This window comes from Mycobacterium sp. (genome assembly GCF_049281135.1).
Classification (GTDB): Bacteria; Actinomycetota; Actinomycetes; order Mycobacteriales; family Mycobacteriaceae; genus Mycobacterium.
This window is the reverse complement of record NZ_JBAPRN010000124.1, coordinates 1-17,384: the sequence shown is the minus strand read 5'-3', so window position 1 is coordinate 17,384 and position 17,384 is coordinate 1. Positions and strand designations below refer to the sequence as shown.

18 protein-coding genes are annotated in these 17,384 nt (G+C 65.0%); 7 read left to right on the top strand and 11 right to left on the bottom strand.

Annotated features, from left to right (window positions below):
• On the bottom strand, positions 1 to 486 hold a 486-nt coding region (locus tag WAN02_RS05110), incomplete at its 3' end, for a DUF4192 domain-containing protein (RefSeq protein ID WP_422263094.1).
• Positions 487 to 671: 185 nt separating this feature from the next.
• On the opposite strand from WAN02_RS05110, the gene sthA reads away from it, so the two are divergent.
• A complete protein-coding gene (gene sthA, locus WAN02_RS05105; protein WP_422263095.1) occupies positions 672 to 2,078 on the top strand; it encodes a Si-specific NAD(P)(+) transhydrogenase in 1,407 nt (468 codons plus the stop codon).
• On the opposite strand, the gene WAN02_RS05100 is transcribed toward sthA, so the two are convergent.
• Complete coding sequence (locus tag WAN02_RS05100; RefSeq protein WP_422263093.1) at positions 2,075 to 2,860, bottom strand: trypsin-like serine peptidase; 786 nt, start codon at positions 2,858 to 2,860, stop codon at positions 2,075 to 2,077. The genes sthA and WAN02_RS05100 overlap by 4 nt on opposite strands.
• Before the next feature lie 230 nt (positions 2,861 to 3,090).
• Here WAN02_RS05100 and WAN02_RS05095 point away from each other — a divergent pair, with 230 nt between their 5' ends.
• Genes WAN02_RS05095 through WAN02_RS05085 form a run of 3 tightly spaced genes read left to right on the top strand, consistent with a single transcriptional unit; the run spans position 3,091 to position 5,859 of the window.
• Entirely contained in the window at positions 3,091 to 4,077 is a 987-nt protein-coding gene (locus WAN02_RS05095) for a proteasome assembly chaperone family protein (protein ID WP_422263092.1), read from the top strand.
• 34 nt (positions 4,078 to 4,111) lie between these two features.
• Entirely contained in the window at positions 4,112 to 5,134 is a 1,023-nt protein-coding gene (locus tag WAN02_RS05090; RefSeq protein WP_422263091.1) for an alpha/beta fold hydrolase, read from the top strand.
• Between the two features lie 35 nt (positions 5,135 to 5,169).
• A complete protein-coding gene (locus WAN02_RS05085) occupies positions 5,170 to 5,859 on the top strand; it encodes a PhzF family phenazine biosynthesis protein (RefSeq protein WP_422263090.1) in 690 nt (229 codons plus the stop codon).
• Here the strand turns inward: WAN02_RS05085 and WAN02_RS05080 are convergent.
• From WAN02_RS05080 to WAN02_RS05060, 5 genes are all read right to left on the bottom strand, one after another.
• Positions 5,808 to 6,236 carry a DUF1330 domain-containing protein gene (locus WAN02_RS05080; RefSeq protein ID WP_422263089.1) on the bottom strand — a complete coding sequence of 143 codons (429 nt, stop codon included), beginning with the start codon at positions 6,234 to 6,236 and terminating at the stop codon, positions 5,808 to 5,810. The genes WAN02_RS05085 and WAN02_RS05080 overlap by 52 nt on opposite strands.
• Before the next feature lie 40 nt (positions 6,237 to 6,276).
• Positions 6,277 to 6,762 (bottom strand): peroxynitrite isomerase, encoded by a 486-nt coding sequence (locus WAN02_RS05075; RefSeq protein ID WP_422263088.1) that lies wholly within the window; start codon positions 6,760 to 6,762, stop codon positions 6,277 to 6,279.
• Positions 6,763 to 6,806: 44 nt separating this feature from the next.
• Positions 6,807 to 8,015 (bottom strand): FAD-dependent oxidoreductase, encoded by a 1,209-nt coding sequence (locus WAN02_RS05070; RefSeq protein WP_422263087.1) that lies wholly within the window; start codon positions 8,013 to 8,015, stop codon positions 6,807 to 6,809.
• Between the two features lie 23 nt (positions 8,016 to 8,038).
• Positions 8,039 to 8,503, bottom strand: coding sequence for a transcriptional regulator NrdR (gene nrdR / locus WAN02_RS05065; protein WP_325692540.1), 465 nt, complete (start codon positions 8,501 to 8,503; stop codon positions 8,039 to 8,041).
• Positions 8,504 to 8,611: 108 nt separating this feature from the next.
• Complete coding sequence (locus WAN02_RS05060; RefSeq protein WP_422263086.1) at positions 8,612 to 9,088, bottom strand: LysM peptidoglycan-binding domain-containing protein; 477 nt, start codon at positions 9,086 to 9,088, stop codon at positions 8,612 to 8,614.
• A gap of 211 nt (positions 9,089 to 9,299) precedes the next feature.
• Here WAN02_RS05060 and lexA point away from each other — a divergent pair, with 211 nt between their 5' ends.
• Positions 9,300 to 9,998 (top strand): transcriptional repressor LexA, encoded by a 699-nt coding sequence (lexA, locus tag WAN02_RS05055; protein WP_422263085.1) that lies wholly within the window; start codon positions 9,300 to 9,302, stop codon positions 9,996 to 9,998.
• A 20-nt stretch (positions 9,999 to 10,018) separates the two neighbouring features.
• Here the strand turns inward: lexA and WAN02_RS05050 are convergent, their stop codons facing one another.
• The gene (locus WAN02_RS05050) at positions 10,019 to 12,097 is read right to left on the bottom strand and encodes an LGFP repeat-containing protein (RefSeq protein ID WP_422263084.1); all 2,079 of its coding nucleotides are present in this window, start codon (positions 12,095 to 12,097) and stop codon (positions 10,019 to 10,021) included.
• A gap of 489 nt (positions 12,098 to 12,586) precedes the next feature.
• Positions 12,587 to 13,747, bottom strand: coding sequence for an acyl-CoA dehydrogenase family protein (locus tag WAN02_RS05045; RefSeq protein ID WP_422263083.1), 1,161 nt, complete (start codon positions 13,745 to 13,747; stop codon positions 12,587 to 12,589).
• A 100-nt stretch (positions 13,748 to 13,847) separates the two neighbouring features.
• Here WAN02_RS05045 and WAN02_RS05040 point away from each other — a divergent pair, with 100 nt between their 5' ends.
• Positions 13,848 to 14,351, top strand: coding sequence for a hypothetical protein (locus WAN02_RS05040; protein WP_422263082.1), 504 nt, complete (start codon positions 13,848 to 13,850; stop codon positions 14,349 to 14,351).
• A gap of 516 nt (positions 14,352 to 14,867) precedes the next feature.
• A complete protein-coding gene (locus tag WAN02_RS05035; protein WP_422263081.1) occupies positions 14,868 to 15,107 on the top strand; it encodes a hypothetical protein in 240 nt (79 codons plus the stop codon).
• Between the two features lie 67 nt (positions 15,108 to 15,174).
• On the opposite strand, the gene hflX is transcribed toward WAN02_RS05035, so the two are convergent.
• Positions 15,175 to 16,605, bottom strand: coding sequence for a GTPase HflX (hflX, locus tag WAN02_RS05030; RefSeq protein ID WP_422263080.1), 1,431 nt, complete (start codon positions 16,603 to 16,605; stop codon positions 15,175 to 15,177).
• 46 nt (positions 16,606 to 16,651) lie between these two features.
• Positions 16,652 to 17,384 (bottom strand): diaminopimelate epimerase (gene dapF / locus WAN02_RS05025; protein ID WP_422263079.1); only part of this gene is annotated, 733 nt, incomplete at its 5' end.

Here is a 17,384-nt window from a genome sequence, read left to right as displayed (position 1 = left end):
GTCGGCGCGCCGGGCGTAGAGCCGACGGCCGTCGAGCACTGCCGCCACCGCCAGCGGTGACGCGGAGGGGTCGTCGACGACGCCGCCTTCGCCGCAGCCGTCCACGCAGTGCCAGCGGCCACCAACGGCCACCCGGTCCACGACGTGCATCGCCCACAGCGCGATGTCGTGGCGGGACAATGCACTGGTCAGCGTCGAGCACAGGTCGCGGTACTGCTCGTTGCACATCGGGCAGCCCGCGCCGTCGTCGTCGACGATGACCGCGATGGCCGCTTCGGGCCCGGCCGCCGCGGCGACCTCGGCCAGCTGCCCGATCTGGTCGGCGAGCGCGTCGGACAGGTCGACCCGCATCACCGACCCCAGTTCGCCGCCGCCGATCGACAACAACACCAATGATTTCTCTGGCACGAAGCCCAATACGGCTGGGAGCGCGGCGATCACCGTGCCGGGTTGATTGAGTTCGAAGTCGCGTCGTTGCTTGGTCATGGCGACGACGCTGGCAATCGACACCGTCATCCCGCCGGCGGCAGACCTGACGTGACCGCCATGCTGTGGATGGACCGACGGCTGTGGACAAACCGTGCCCCAGCGACCGCATTGTTCACGTGCACGTAGCCGGATTCGACGTGCGCCCGCAACGCAACGGGCGTATTTGTCTACCCATGGGTTCGATACTCGAGTACGACATGGTGGTCATCGGCTCAGGTCCGGGCGGCCAGAAGGCCGCGATCGCGGCGGCCAAGCTAGGCAAATCGGTGGCCGTGATCGAGCAGCGTCCGATGCTCGGCGGTGTCTGCGTCAACACCGGCACGATTCCGTCGAAGACGCTCCGCGAGGCGGTGCTCTACCTGACCGGGATGAACCAGCGCGAACTCTATGGCGCCAGCTATCGGGTCAAGGACAAGATCACACCGGCCGACCTGTTGTCCCGAACCAGCCACGTCATCGGCAGACAGGCCGAAACGGTGCGTAACCAATTGATGCGCAACCGGGTTGACGTGATTGCCGGTCAGGGCCGGTTCCGCGACGAGCACACCCTGCTCGTCGAAGACCAATCCCGCGGCGAGCGGACAACGGTCAGCGGCGAATACATCGTCATCGCGACCGGCACCACACCCGCGCGGCCCGAAGGGGTGGAGTTCGACGAGAAACGGGTGCTGGACTCCGACGGCATCCTTAATCTCCAGTCGATCCCGGCCTCGATGGTGGTGGTCGGCGCCGGCGTGATCGGCGTCGAGTACGCGTCGATGTTCGCTGCGCTGGGCGCCAAGGTGACCATCGTCGAGAAGCGGCAGGACATGCTGGACTTCTGCGACCCCGAGATCATCGAGGCGCTGCGCTTCCACCTGCGCGACCTGGCCGTCACGTTCCGCTTCGGCGAAGAGGTGACCGGCGTTCAGGTCGGCGCGTCGGGCACCATCACCAGCCTGGCCAGCGGCAAGAAGATCCCGGCCGAAACGGTGATGTATTCGGCGGGCCGGCAGGGCCAGACCGAACACCTCGAACTGGAGCACGCCGGCCTGGAAGCCGACAACCGCGGGCGGATCTTCGTCGACGAGGCGTTCCAGACCAAGGTCGACCACATCTACGCCGTCGGAGACGTCATCGGCTTCCCCGCGCTCGCATCGACCTCGATGGACCAGGGCCGGGTGGCGGCCTGTCATGCATTTGGCGAGCCGGTGCACGGTCTGACCGCGCTCCAGCCGATCGGCATCTACTCGATCCCCGAGATCTCCTACGTCGGCGCCACCGAAGTCGAGCTGACCAAGCAGTCGGTGCCCTACGAGGTGGGTGTGTCACGCTACCGCGAGCTGGCCCGCGGCCAGATCGCCGGCGACTCCTACGGGATGCTGAAGCTGCTGGTCTCCACCGACGACCTCACGTTGCTCGGTGTGCACATCTTCGGCAGCAACGCCACCGAGATGGTGCACATCGGGCAGGCGGTGATGGGCTGCCAGGGCACGGTCGAGTACCTGGTCGACGCGGTGTTCAACTACCCCACGTTCTCCGAGGCGTACAAGGTCGCCGCACTGGACGTGATGAATAAGGTGCGCGCGCTCACTCATTTCGACAACTAGCACTGGTCGTCGAAGGATTGCGGCGCCTCGTCGCCCGGCCCGCCGTCCTGCGCCCGCGTGAACAGCTGGGCGATGTGCTGATCGAACGGCGACGAGTAGGACAGGTTCTCCGCGCAGCCGCCGCCGTGCAGACCGCCGATCACCCCGGTGACGGTCGAGCCGCTGATCCAGGGCGCGCCGCTGGTGCCGTCGACCAGGCCCGGGCACGGCAGCTCGGGATACCCGCCGTCGCTGAGTTCGGTGTTGCCCTGGCAGCCGATCGGCAGGCCGCCGACGCCGGCGGGGTAAGCGACCACGGTGACCTGGCTACCCCGCGGCGGCGCGGAACCCAGCGTCAGTGCCGAGCCGGCCACGCCCTCGACCGATCCGCCGGCAGGGCGACTCACCCGCGCGATCGCGTAGTCGGCCAGCGGGTCTTTGTTGGTCAGCCATCGCGGATCCAGATACAGCGCGTCCACGGTCCACACGTCGTTGGGTGCGGCTTTGCTGGCGAAGCCGGGAACAAACCGTACCGGTCCACCGGCGCTCAGGCAGTGCGCGGCAGTCAGCACCAGGTTGCCTGCTGCCGAATGCAGCACTGAGCCAGTACAGGCGTGCAGATCGTTGCCAGACAGAAAAACGGCTCCCACCCGCGGATCCGGATCGATGGGCGCGGCGGTGACCCGGTTCGTGGTACCGGTTACCGCCTGCTCGAGTTTGCTGGTGGGCGGTGCCGACTGGGCCTGATGTCCGCAGGCGACCAAAACCATGGCCATCCCCACCGCTGCTGCATGGATGCGCATCGCCGTCGATCATGCCCGATTCGGCGACCGAGGGCGGTGAAGGCCGAGTGTCACGGCGAATTCGCCGTGGGGCCAGGCGGGTATCCCATCGGAATGCGGCCAGTCCCGGCCGTGTTTTTTCGCACGTAGGCTGGCAGTCCGGCGCGGGTCGGCTGCCCGCTGCCAGCCGATCTGAGGGACACTTGTCTGACACGATGCGGCACAACCGCGACGTGGCGAGGAGGCAACCGATGGGCCACAACGAGCCCCCCGACACACCCGACCGGGGTCAGCGTTTCCAGCCCGAGCAGAACGGCATGTACGAGCTGGAGTTCCCGGCGCCCCAGCTGTCGTCCTCTGACGGGCGCGGCCCGGTGCTGGTGCACGCCCTAGAGGGCTTTTCCGACGCCGGCCACGCGATTCGTCTGGCCGCGGGCCACCTCAAGGACACCCTGGACACCGAGCTGGTCGCGTCGTTCGCAATCGACGATTTACTCGACTACCGGTCGCGACGGCCGCTGATGACGTTCAGGACCGATCACTTCACCAACTACGACGATCCCGACCTCAGCCTCTACGCCCTGCACGACAGTGTCGGAACGCCATTCCTGTTGCTGGCCGGGATGGAACCGGACCTGAAGTGGGAGCGGTTCATCACCGCTGTGCGGTTGTTGGCCGAACGCCTCGGCGTCCGTCAGACCATCGGCCTGGGCACCATCCCGATGGCCGTTCCACACACCAGGCCGGTCACGTTGACCGCACACTCGAACAACCGTGAGCTGATTGCCGATTTCACGCCGTGGATTTCGGAAGTGCAGGTTCCCGGGAGCGCGTCGAACCTCTTGGAATACCGGATGGCCCAGCACGGACACGAGGTCGTCGGCTTCACCGTTCACGTTCCGCACTACCTGGCGCAGACCGACTATCCGGCCGCGGCGCAGGCATTGCTGGAGCAGCTGGCTAAAACCGGGTCGCTGCATCTGCCGCTGAAGGCGCTGACCGAAGCGGCAGATGCGGTCAAGGTCAAGGTCGACGAGCAGGTCGAGGCAAGTGCCGAAGTCGCTCAAGTGGTGACGGCGCTGGAGCGACAGTACGATGCCTTCATTGATGCGCAGGAGAATCGGTCGCTGCTGACGCGGGACGAGGATCTGCCGAGCGGCGACGAGCTCGGCGCGGAGTTCGAGCGGTTCCTGGCACAGCAGGCAGACAAGAAGTTTGACGACGACGATCCGACCTGATCGCCCTCCCGGGCCCGACAATGAAGTTGGCGACATGACTCAGCGCAAGCCCAATCTTCGCTCGGTGCGAGAGGTCACGCCACAGCTGCAATTTCGGACCCTGCACGGTTATCGGCGCGCGTTCCGCATCGCCGGCTCCGGCCCGGTGATCCTGCTGATTCACGGGATCGGTGACAATTCGACGACCTGGGAGACCGTTCAAGCCAGGCTCGCGCAAAGGTTCACGGTGATCGCCGTCGACCTGCTGGGCCACGGGCAATCGGACAAGCCGCGCGCCGACTACTCGGTCGCGGCGTACGCCAACGGGATGCGTGACCTGCTTTCCGTCCTCGACATCGAGCGGGCCACCGTCGTCGGCCATTCGCTCGGCGGCGGGGTGGCGATGCAATTCGCTTACCAGTTCCCGCATCTCGTCGAACGACTGGTCCTGATCGGCGCCGGCGGTGTCACCAAGGACGTCAACATCGCGCTGCGGCTCGCCTCGCTGCCGATGGGCAGCGAGGCGCTGGCACTGCTGCGGCTGCCGTTGGTGCTACCGGCATTACAGATCTTCGGGCGCGCGGCCGGCTTGATCTTGGGCTCCACGGCAATCGGCCACGACCTGCCCGACGTGCTACGCGTGCTCGCAGGCCTGCCGGAGCCGATGGCCTCGGCGGCGTTCACCCGGACACTGCGCGCGGTCGTCGACTGGCGCGGCCAGAGCGTCACCATGCTGGATCGATGTTATTTGACGCGATCCGTTCCGGTGCAGATTATCTGGGGCACCGACGATGTGGTGGTTCCTGTCAGCCATGCCCGCATGGCACACGCTGCGATGCCGGGCTCCCAATTGGAGATCTTCGAGGGCTCCGGGCATTTCCCGTTCCACGATGACCCCGAGCGATTCATCGAGGTCGTCGAGCGCTTCATCGACACCACCGAACCGTCCGAGTACGACCAAACCGCGCTTCGCGAACTGCTCCGCACCGGCGGCGGCGCACAGACCGTCTCCGGGTCGGTCGATACCCGTGCCGCGGTGTTGGAGGCGATGGGTTCCGACGAGCGCAGCGCCACCTGATCGCTGCGTCGAGGTGACGCCGTACAGTCGGCTCCATGAGCATCGACGTCACGGTGTTGCGGGTTTTCACCGATTCCGCGGGCAATTTCGGTAACCCACTGGGTGTGGTCGACGCCGCGACGGTCGAGCCCGATCAGCATCAACACATCGCAGCTGAATTGGGCTATAGCGAAACAGTTTTCATCGATATGCCGGCTACGGGTTCCACCACCGCCGGCGCGCGCATCTACACCCCGCTCGTCGAGCTGCCGTTCGCCGGGCACCCGACGGTCGGGGCGTCGTGGTGGTTGCGATCGACCGGTACGCCGATTCACACCCTGCAGGTACCGGCCGGAGTGGTGCAGGTGCGCTACGACGAGGACATCACCGCCATCAGCGCCCGCGCAGACTGGGCGCCAGAGTTCGCCATCCACGATCTGCAAAGCCTCGACGAGCTTGCCGCCGCGGATCCGGCCGACTTTCCTGACGACGTGGCGCACTACCTGTGGGCGTGGATCGACGAGTCCGCCGGATCGCTGCGGTCCCGATTTCTCGCCGCCAATCTGGGTGTCCCAGAAGACGAAGCGACAGGCTCGGCTGCCATGCGGATGACCGACTACCTCAGTCGCGACTTGAGCATCACCCAGGGCAAGGGATCGATAATCGAGACCACGTGGAGCCCGCAGGGCTGGGTTCAGGTCGGCGGTCGCGTGGCCAACGACGGCGTGAGGCGGATCAGCAGCTGACCCTCGAGCCCGGCGGTGCGGTGGACGCCGATCTCCGTTACTTCGGGGGATGTCACGATCGTGGCAAACGATGCGGCGGAGGGATATTCGACCAGCACGCAGGTGTCCCAGACGTCGTCGACCTCGCCGATCACCAGGGAAGCGATATCGCCGCCGAACACCACCCGCCCGCCGTTGCGTTCGATGACGTTCTGCATCGCGGCGCCGTAGAGGTCGTACGCTTGACGACCGGTCAGATCGCTGCTGCGTCCGTCCGAATAGACCGCTTTCGCCCGGAATTTGAGCAGGTTGAGCATCACGACGGGAGTGTCAGAGGCATCCGCGATCAGTGCTTCGACGCGGGAACGCGTTGGGTAGATATGGTTTTCGACATCCACGGTGTGGCCCTCCTCAGGTTGTCGAGCGAAGCGCAGACATTCAGTCTTTGCGGCGCAATACCGCGCCAAGGTGGTGCTGCATCGGTTGTCCGACCGCGCCCATCTGCAGCGAGTAAGACAGCTCGTCGCCGTCGAGCCGGAAGCTCCTGCCAAGCGAGGTCACCTCTTTGGCGGTCGGTGTCAGACCGACCTGCGTTGTCGTCATCACGAGCTCGATCGTGGCGCCGTCGACGGTGTAGGCGCCGACTTCGATTTCGGTGACGCCGCTCGGGTGGGCCAGCACGAGCTCGACCTGACCGGGTCGCGGTACACGAAGATAACCCGTCTCGGCGTGCAACGGCGCCCCGTCGGCGGCGGCTTTGGTTTTCTGTCCGTAGACCAGAAACGGTTTGCCCACATGAGAAAACGTGACTTCTTCGAGGTAGTCGAATGGTTCGATCGTGGGGTACTCACCGGATCCACTCCCCTGCCATACACCGAGCAACGGCGCCAGCGCTTCCAGATTGGGATGCAGCTCGGGTGGCATTCGGTCAGCCTAGTCCGGGCCCGACACAGGCGGTGGCGATGCGGCTACGCGGCGTGTACGTCGGGCGTGCGGACGTGCTCGGGACGAAAGCCCCGCCCGACGATGATCGGCGGGATGAACTGCAACGGTCCCCGCCCGACGATCTTCGGAACTCGGATCGGCGACAGGTCACCGTCCAAGTTCGGTTCGATAGCGTTGTTTTGTACGAACACCTGGCCGGCCTGAATGATCCTGGCCGGCAGCTCACGACGACGCTGCACCTTCGCCAGATCGGCTTCGGTCAGCCGGTTTTCACGTAACGGGGCACAGAGGATATTCGCCGCGGCCACCGCGTCGGCGACCGCCAGGTTGATGCCGACCCCACCAACCGGTGACATCGCATGTGCAGCATCGCCGATACACAGCACGCCTTTGCGCCACCAGGTTTTCAGCCGATCCACCCGCACATCGAGCTGGCTGGTGTCGTCCCACGAGTGCAAGTCCTTGACGTGTTCCGCCAAGTTGGGTTGCACGGAAACCAGCCGCTCTTTGAACGCCTCCAGCGATCCGTTTTGCGGGTTTGCGCCCTTGGGCATGATGTAGGCAATTTGCCAATAGTCGCCCCGGTAGATCATGGCCATCATCAGACCCTTGCGGACCACCCCGACGAGTTCTTCGGGGTCACCCGGACGCCAGTTCAGCCGGAACCACAAGACGTCTATCGGCGAATTCGCGCTCCCGATCTGCAGACCGGCTGCGGCGCGCACCGCGGATTTGCGTCCGTCGGCGCCGATCACAAGGTCGGAACGCACCTCGAGTTCCGGGGTGCGCACCCCGACGACGCGGTCGCCGTCAAAGACCAGATCCGTCACCTCGGCATTGCGGACCAAGGTGAATTCCGGGTAGGCACTGGCTTTTTCGGCGAGGAAGTCGAGGAAGTCCCATTGCGGCATCAGCGCGATGTACGGCTGTTTGAAACCAAGCCGCGAAAGTGCGCTGAAGTTGCCGAAAGTTCGGAGCGTCCCATCGGTGTTGAAAGCCAGACGCGTGACTTTGGTGTGGGGGAGACGCAGAAACTCGTCGATCAACCCCAGTTCGTCCATGACCCGGAGCGTGCTGGGATGTACGGTGTCGCCCCGGAAGTCGCGCAGAAAGTCATTGTGTTTTTCCAGCACGGCGACCTTGATCCCGGCGCGGGCCAGTAGCAGCGCATGAACCATTCCCGCGGGTCCGCCGCCGGCGACACAAACCTGGGTCTGCAGAACTTGCGTCATGCCCCGACCCTACGACGCACCGGTTAACCCGAAGCGGGCACCTTCCGGTGGGCACGCAGCGTTTTGATCTCGCGCTCGAAATCCTCTGCAGACTCGAAAGACCGGTACACCGAGGCGAATCGCAGGTAGGCGACTTCATCGAGTTCGCGTAGCGGCCCGAGGATCGCAAGGCCGACTTCGTTACTGGGGACTTCCGGTGATCCCCCGGCTCGTACCGCATCCTCGACCTGCTGGGCCAGCAGGTTCAACGCGTCGTCGTCGACCTGACGGCCCTGGCAGGCCCGGCGCACGCCGCTGATCACCTTCTCGCGGCTGAATGGTTCGGTCACACCGCTGCGCTTGACCACGGCCAGTACCGCCGTTTCGACGGTGGTGAATCGGCGACCACACTCCGGGCACGAGCGGCGGCGCCGGATGGCCTGCCCCTCGTCCGTTTCGCGGGAGTCGACGACTCGAGAATCGGGGTGCCGGCAGAACGGACAATGCATGGCCGCTCCTTCGCCGCACTGGCTTCGGGGTGTCCCAAGCCACCACGAGCGTACCTGCGTACACGGCTGCAGGCCTAGCGCCGCCGGATGTCGCGCCTGGTAAATGGCTCAGCCCACCGGGGCGATCAGCGTCTGGCCCGCGGTCACCGCCGACGAGTCGAGCTCGTTGAGTTCGCGGATGCGCACAACGACCTCACCGGTCGGCGCGTCCGGTGCCACCCGTGCGGCCAGGCGCTGCAACGTCTCACCCGGCTCGACCCGCACGACGGCGAGCCGGTCGGGCATCTGAACTGCCGCCTTCTCCGGGCCGGCGTGCAACATGCCGCCGAAGTGCGCGACGAACCCCAGCCACACCGTGATCCCAGCCGCCACCAGAGCCAGCGCGACAGTTGTCGCCGGGGTGATCGGGCGAGGCCGATGCGACGCCGTCGACATCAAGACCCCGGTGCCCCGGTAACGCGGGGGCGCCGCGACCGGCCTGCACGGCTGCGGACCCCGGTGCCCCCCGTGCCTGGCGGGCGGGCGGACCTGAACCGGCCGAACTCGGATCGGCGCGTTTGGCGAGATCATCTCGATGGGCATCATGTGCGTTCCTCCAGTCGGCTTGTAGTCGATCACTTGTTCGAAGCGTAATCGATAATGTGTTCGAAAACCGAACATGTGATCGAACTGTTGCACACGCTGCAGACGATAGAACGCGGCACCGACAGCTTTCGCCGGCCGCCGGACCAGCAACACGCGACATACCTCGAACACATGTTTGATATCTTGCCGAAATCCGGCTACATTCGGCCGTATGAGCGATAGCGATACCACGGACGCCGACTCCGACCGCCCCTCGCGACCGGCGGAAGTGACACTGACACCGCGCCAGCGCACCATCCTCGACGTGATTCGAGCGTCGGTCACCAGCCGTGGATACCCGCCGAGCATCCGTGAGATCGGCGATGCCGTCGGTCTGACGTCGACGTCCTCGGTGGCTCATCAACTACGCACGCTGGAGAAAAAGGGTTATCTGCGCCGCGACCCGAATCGCCCGCGCGCCGTCGACGTCCGATCATCCGACGACGCTTCGAAGCCGCCGGCGCTCACCGACGTCGCCGGGTCGGATGCACTGCCGGAACCCACCTACGTCCCGGTGTTGGGACGCATCGCGGCCGGTGGGCCGATCCTGGCCGAAGAAGCCGTCGAAGACGTCTTCCCGTTGCCGCGCGAACTCGTCGGCGAGGGTGCGCTGTTCTTGCTCAAGGTGGTTGGTGAATCCATGGTCGACGCCGCGATCTGCGACGGCGACTGGGTGGTGGTCCGTCAGCAGAATGTCGCCGACAACGGCGACATCGTGGCGGCGATGATCGACGGCGAGGCCACCGTCAAAACGTTCAAGCGCACCGGCGGCCAAGTCTGGCTGATGCCACACAATCCGGCCTTCGACCCCATCCCCGGCAACGACGCTGCCGTGCTCGGCAAGGTCGTCACGGTGATCCGCAAGATCTGACGCCGCTACGGCCCGGTCGGCTACCCGGCCCGGTGGAACCCGTTGGCCTGCGCGATTTCCTCGCTGGCGAACCAAATTTCGGACATGGTCTCGTCGTACAACACGCTGTCGGGCATGTAGTAGAGGCCGGAGCTCGCGTGTGCCTTGACCGGATATCCGTCCGGCACCTGATACGGGTCGTCCATCGGAAGATGAATTGCCAACTGCCCGGGTGCGATCCGCGGTATCGGCACGGCCTCGGTGACTTGAGCGTCGTCGTCATGGCCGTCGGACGCAGCGTGCCGGCCGCCTCGGCCATCATCCAGTAACGGAATCCCGGTCGGATCTGTGTCTACGTTATCGGGATCCTCGTCGAATTCCTCGTGGACGTCACGATCGAAGTCCTCGTGGACGTCATGGCCGTGTTCTTCGTGGACATTTTGGTCAAAGTCCTCGTGGACGTCACGGCCGCGTTCCTTGTGGACATCGCGGCCGAAGTCGGCGAAACCGGGAAGCTCATCGGGAGTTTCGGTTTCGTCCTCGAGGAGCTCGTCCACCAAACTCTTGTGATCCGATGGCATCCATTCACTGCTTGGCTGACTGGGTATCCGCACGGTCCGACGTATCGGCCGGTGGTCCTCGGACAAGGTCGACGACGCCAGATCGACGTCCGCGTCCGGCGACCACCGCGCGACAGACTCGGTGGCGGGCTCGTAACTGGATTCGTCCGAGTCGCCGGGGTGGGCCTGACGGTCGCGTTGAGCGGCACGGCGTAGCCGCCACCATCGCGGCAGAAACGCCACCAAGCCGATCAGCAAAAGCGCGCCGATGCCGGCCGGCAACCACCACCAATGCGCGGTCAGCCAATTAGCCTTACCCCCGGGCGACGCCGCTCCGGCCGGAGTCTTCTGACCCGGCACTTCCAAACCAGCCAGCGCCGATGCCAAGTTCGCCGGTTCAGTCCTGAAGGTGTTCTTCGTCTTATTCCAGGCGATCTGGCCGCCGGAGAACTTCTGCGTGACGACTTCCTTGGTGACTGTCTGATCGCCCAGCGGCGCGCCCAGCTTGCCGGTCGCTCCGAGAAGCTTGTCCCACGCGGCCTTGATGGCCCCGCGGACCACGAATGCGCCGTGGTCGGCAGTCCAGAAGATCACCGGCTTGTCGACGGCAGAAAACGTGCTGATCTTGCTGGCCGTTTTGAGGCCGCCATCGGCCTCGTTGGCGATCGGGAAACCGAGGTCACCGCCGGGACCACCGAGCGACTCGTATTTGGTCAGAATGTCGGCCTCGATGGCGTTGGCGCCGCTGGCGGGGCTGAAGAAGATCTTGCCGCCGGCGAAGTTCTGGGCCAGTCCGTCGTTACCCGCCGGATACTGATCACCCTGTTTGGCGCCGAGTGGCCCAGATGGCCCGCCGGCCGCCCGCCAGGCCATGTTGATGTCCGCCGTCGGATCGACGGGTACCTGCAGGTCGGTGAGCTTGCTCGCCAGATCGGGCGGGACGGTGGTGAAGGCCTTGGTCAGCCGGTTCCAGGACACTTTGCCGCCGCTGAACGCCTGAGTTGCGAGTTCACCGTCGAAGGTCTCGTCGCCGGTCGGCACGCCCAGGGCGCCACTGGAGCTGCCCAGTTTGTCCCATGCGGCGTTGATCGCACCGCGCACGACGAACGCGCCGTGATCGGCGGTCCAATAGATCAGCGGCTTGTCGCTGGCCGAGAAGGTGCTGACCCGACTGTCGGGGCCGGCTAGACCGCGGACTTCGTTAGCGGTCGGGAAGCCGAGATCCGAGGCGGCCGGACCACCCAGGGCTTCGTATTTGTCCAGAATGGCGCCCATCATCGACCTGGGGCCGGTGGCCGGCGTGAAGAACATCTTGCCGTGCACGAAGTCCTGAGCAAATCCCTGACCAGCGACGTAGCAATCACCTTGCTTGGCGCCCAGATCCGAACTGTCGCCGCCGGCATCCTTCCAGGCGGCCGTGATCGAATTATCGGCGTCGCCGATTGGGGATGCCGCCGCGACGGGTGTCAGCAGCGCCATGCACGTCAATCCCGCGACCAGCGCCGCCAGACCACGCGCGGCGCCCGCGACGGCGCCCGATCGTGCTTGCTGCCTTGTCATCCCGCCCTCCCCGCGGCCGCCCAGTACGAAGCCTGGAGCGCCAGTTTCAACCGCCCTGCGGGCCGCCGCAACTCTGCTGTGGGCGACGACGCGTGCGAAGTCATACGAAGACACTACGGAATACATATCCCGTCGATGCCGAATTATTCACCACAAGGCAGGTGGTGTCGCATTCTGCTCGTTCAGTTTTAGGCTTCCGTGCCCCGATTTCCGTCGAACTCGTGACGCTCGATTACCGCCGCACATGCTCTCAGAGGTCGTGCTGGGTAGCGAATCTTTCGCATGCCACGCGGGAAACAAGCATTTAGCGCTCTGTGGGTGGCGGCAGCTATGTTCAGCGTCGGATTCGTTTGAATCGCGGCTGCGTTCGTCACGAGTTCGGCTTCTTTACGACGATCCGAGATCTGAAACGCGAATGCCGTGCAGCAATTACTACCGCGTAGCGACGTCCGAGAGCGGAACCACTTTGCTCCCGACGCGCTGCCGCGGCTAGACGCCGAGGCTGCGGCCGATGATTTCCTTCATGATCTCGGTGGTGCCGCCGTAAATCGTCTGCACCCGCGCGTCGAGATATGCACGTGCGACCGGGTATTCGCGCATGTACCCGTAACCGCCGTGGAGCTGCAGACAGCGGTCGATCAAGTGCACCTGCTTCTCGGTGGCATACCACTTGGCCATTGCGGCCTGTTCGGCGGTGAGTTTCTCCTCGAGGTGCAGCGCGACGAACTCGTCGACCATGATCCGAACCACGGTGGCCTCTGTGGCCAATTCTGCGAGTAAAAATCGGCTGTTCTGGAAACTGCCGATGGGTTTGCCAAAGGCTTTGCGCTCCTTGGTGTATTGAATCGTCTGCTCCAGCACCTGCTCCATGGCAGCAGCGGCCATGATCGCGATCGAGATTCGCTCCTGCGGCAGATTCTGCATCAGGTAGATGAAGCCCTTGCCCTCTTCGCCGAGCAGGTTCTCGGCCGGCACTTCGACGTCGGTGAAAGACAGTTCGGCGGTGTCCTGCGCATCCAGGCCGATCTTGTCCAGGTGCCGGCCCCGCTCGAATCCCTTCATGCCGCGTTCGACGGCCAACAGCGAAAAGCCTTGCGCACCTTTGTCGGGGTCGGTCTGAGCCACCACGATCACCAGGTCGGCGTTGATTCCGTTGGTGATGAACGTCTTTGAACCGTTGAGGATGTAGTGGTCACCCTGCTTGACCGCTCGGGTCTTGATGCCCTGCAGGTCGCTGCCGGTACCCGGCTCGGTCATGGCGATCGCGGTGATCATCTCGCCCGTGCAGAACTTGGGCAGCCAGCGCTGCTTCTGCTCCTCATTGGCCACGCTCAGCAGATAGGGCGCCACGACGTCGTTGTGCAGGCCGAACCCGATGCCGCTGAAGCGGCCGTAGGTGGTCTCTTCGGTGATGATCGTGTTGTAGCGGAAGTCGGAGTCTCCGCCGCCGCCGTACTCTTCGGGAATCGACATTCCCAGGAATCCCTGCTTGCCGGCCTCCAGCCACACGCCGCGGTCGACGATCTTCGCCTTCTCCCACTCGTCGTGGTGCGGCGCCACGTGGCGTTCCAGGAATGAGCGGTAGGACTCGCGGAACAAGTCGTGTTCAGGCTCGAACAGGGTGCGTTGGTATTTGACGGCGCTACCCATGAGATGACCTCCGGCGGGTTGGGAACACTGCCGCCTAAGATATACCAACCGGATGGTTGGTAGGAGCCATGGTGTCCTGTCGCGGGCCTACAGTCAGCGAATGGACGAGACGATCCTGGTGCAGGAGCTCGGACAAGTGCTCGAGTTCTCCTACACCGACATGCTGTGTTACGCCGGGCCGCACTCCCCGGCAGGCGTTGCCAGTGCATTCAAAGTGATGCAGCGCGCCTTCGCGGCGCTATCGGGAAACCAACCGCCGCAACGGCGGTCAATCGTCATCCGTACCGCCTTTGAAGGACCCGGGGCCCGCGACGGCTTCGAAGCCGTCACCCGCGCGGTGACCGACGGTCGATTCATCATCGAGCCTGCGCTGGCGCGGCCCGATCGCGGTCGGCTACTGCAAAGCTTCGTCTTCCAGGTCATCATCGGCGGCCGCACGGCGACGCTGATGCTGCGGCCCGGCTTCATCACCGCCGAATTCTTCGAGCTGGCCGGCAAGGCCGAACGCGATCATGCCGAGGAGGCACAGCTCGACGAACTTAAAGCCCAGCTGGCACAGCGAATGCTGGAGGCACCCGCTGAGGAAGTCTACGAATTGGTGTAATCGTCCGACAATCTGGATTAATGGCCTGGATAAGTGACTGCTGAGTATTACTTACTAGCGTTAAGTCGTGCAGAAACCGACCCCGCCCGCCCGTGGAAATCCCCTCCACCAGCATCAATAGCGGGCAACGCCCTCTTCTAGATCGCGCCAACAGGAGCGCCGGGGCGGGGGGCTCCGGCGCTTCTGTTATCACCGACAGCGCGTCACACTTGATTAAATTGTTCGACGATCTGCAATTCAAGATCGGTTTATTTCTCGGCCTCGAATAACTCTTTGGACAGCACTTCTACGCGCGCAAAAAGAGATTTGGAAAATTCCGGCCGTTTCCACACTCGTATGAGCTCTAAGGGATATCTTAATTACACTTGAGAATGTTCAGGTGTCCGAGGGGAGGACGGGGCCATAGCCGGTCGGCGACGCAGCGTGGGGTTCGATAGACGCTGCGGTGGCGCATGTGGAATGACTCCGGTGGCAATCACGCCGCCAGCCCAAATCGTTTAAAGGGGGAAGGAAACCATGCGTTCCACAACCAAGCGAATACTCATCGCGGGAGCCGGCCTCACGGCGGCAGCACTCTTCGGGTCGCTGCCCTACCACGGGTCGTCGCAGGCCCAAGGTTTGCCCATCCAGCACCATGACGTCGCACCGGTCGACGCAACCGACGCGACACTCCTCAGCAACGAGGGGATTACCTCGCAGGCGGCGGTTCTCGCGGATTACACCAGCCTGCCCGAGCCACCGGCTTCGGTGACCTAGAGCACTAACCTCAGCACCAAAGAAGCGCCAGGCCGGGCTCCGGAGCTTCTGTTATCTGCGACCTATGTCAGGTCGCAGAAAATTGGCGCAGGCTCGCGGCCAGCGCCACCGGCACCCGCGCTTTGATCCGGGTGCCGTCGCTGATGTGCTCGGTTTCCTGAACCCGGCCGTCGGCGTGCACGCGCGACACCAGATCGCCACGGTCGTAGGGAATCACGACGTCGACAGCGGTGTCGGTCGGTGCGGCCAGCTCGGCCATCCGCCGGCGTAGCGCCTCGACACCGTCGCCGGTACGAGCCGAGACGAACATGGCCCCGGGCAGCGCACGCCGCAGCTTGGCCAACCCCAAATCGCCCGCAGCATCGGTCTTGTTGACGACGATCAGCTCCGGCGCAGGGCCACTGTCGTGGTCGGCGAAAACCTCGGAGATCACCTCGCGCACCGCGCTGATCTGAGCCAGCGGGTTGACGTCGGAGCCGTCGACGACGTGCACCAGCAGATCAGCGTCAACCACTTCCTCGAGCGTCGAGCGGAATGCCTCGACGAGCTGGGTCGGCAGGTGCCGCACGAAACCAACGGTGTCGCTGACCACGAACGACCGTCCGTCGTCGAATTCGCCACGGCGCGTAGTGGGTTCAAGGGTTGCGAACAGCGCGTCCTGCACCAGCACCCCGGCCCCGGTCAACGCGTTCAGCAGACTGGACTTGCCGGCGTTGGTGTAGCCGACGATCGCGATGGACGGCATGTCGCTGCGGACCCGGCGACTGCGCTGGGTGTCGCGGACCTGCTTCATAGCCTTGATGTCGCGGCGCAGCTTGGACATTCGCTCGCGGATTCGGCGCCGGTCGGTTTCGATCTTGGTCTCACCGGGACCACGCAGACCCACACCGCCGCCGCTGCCGCCGGCACGACCACCGGCCTGCCGCGACATCGACTCACCCCAGCCGCGCAGTCGCGGCAGCATGTATTCCATCTGCGCCAGCGATACCTGCGCCTTGCCTTCCCGGCTGGTGGCGTGCTGGGCGAAGATGTCCAGGATCAGCGCGGTGCGGTCGATGACCTTGACCTTGACCGCCTTTTCCAGCGCGTTCAGCTGCGCCGGGGACAGTTCGCCGTCGCAGATGACGGTGTCGGCGCCGGTCGCCGTCACCACGTCACGCAGTTCCGCCGCCTTGCCCGACCCGATGTAGGTCGAGGGATCGGGCTTACTGCGCCGCTGCACCATGCCCTCGAGCACCTCCGAACCTGCGGTCTCGGCGAGCGCCGCCAACTCGGCGAGGCTGGCATCGGCGTCGGCGGCGCTGCCGTCGGTCCAGACCCCCACCAGCACCACCCGCTCGAGGCGCAGCTGCCGGTACTCGACCTCGGAGATGTCGGCGAGTTCGGTGGACAGCCCCGCGACGCGGCGCAGCGCAGCGCGGTCATCGAGCGCGAGTTCGCCCGTGCTGGGCACGTCGTGTTCAGGCCAGTGGGATTTGGGTAAGTCGGGATATGTCATAGGCAATTACAAATGGTGCACGCCCAAGCGGTCGCGCGCATCCCATTTAACGCAGCGCGTTCCCCCACCACTCCTCGCCGAGTTCTCCCCGGGCCACCAACACCGACGGTCCACGCAGGTAACTGGTGGCTTCGGTGACGGTGACGACGACATCGCCGCCGGGAACCCGCACGGTCAGGGTGCCGCTGGAGGCGCCGGCGTGCGACAGTGCGGCGACGGCAGCAGCGACGGTTCCTGTTCCGCAGGAACGGGTTTCGCCCACTCCCCGCTCGTGCACCCGCATGCTCACCGCGCCGTCGGCCGGAGCGGTCAACACCTCGACGTTGACGCCGTCCGGGAACTGGCCGTGGTCGAAACTCACCGGCGCCGCAACGTCCAGCGCTGCCAGCGCCTCAAGCGTGAGCGCAGGATCGACGCAGGCCAGGTGCGGATTGCCGACGTCGACCGCCAACCCGCTGAACGTGTGGCCGCCCACGACGGCCTGCCCGGGCCCGAGCAGGTTGGCCTTGCCCATGTCGACGCTGACGTCGGCGTTGGTCGCGTCGCTGTGGTGCAAGACGACCGGACGCGGGCCGGCCAGTGATCCCACGACGAATTCGTCGCGGGTTTCCACCCCGCTGGCCCGCAAGTAATGCGCGAACACCCGCACGCCGTTGCCGCACATCTGCGCGATCGAGCCGTCCGCGTTGCGGTAGTCCATGTACCAGTCGTCGGCGTGGACACCGTCAGGCACCCGGTCGAGCACGCCCGCGGCCAGCGCCGCCCCCGCCGTGGTGACC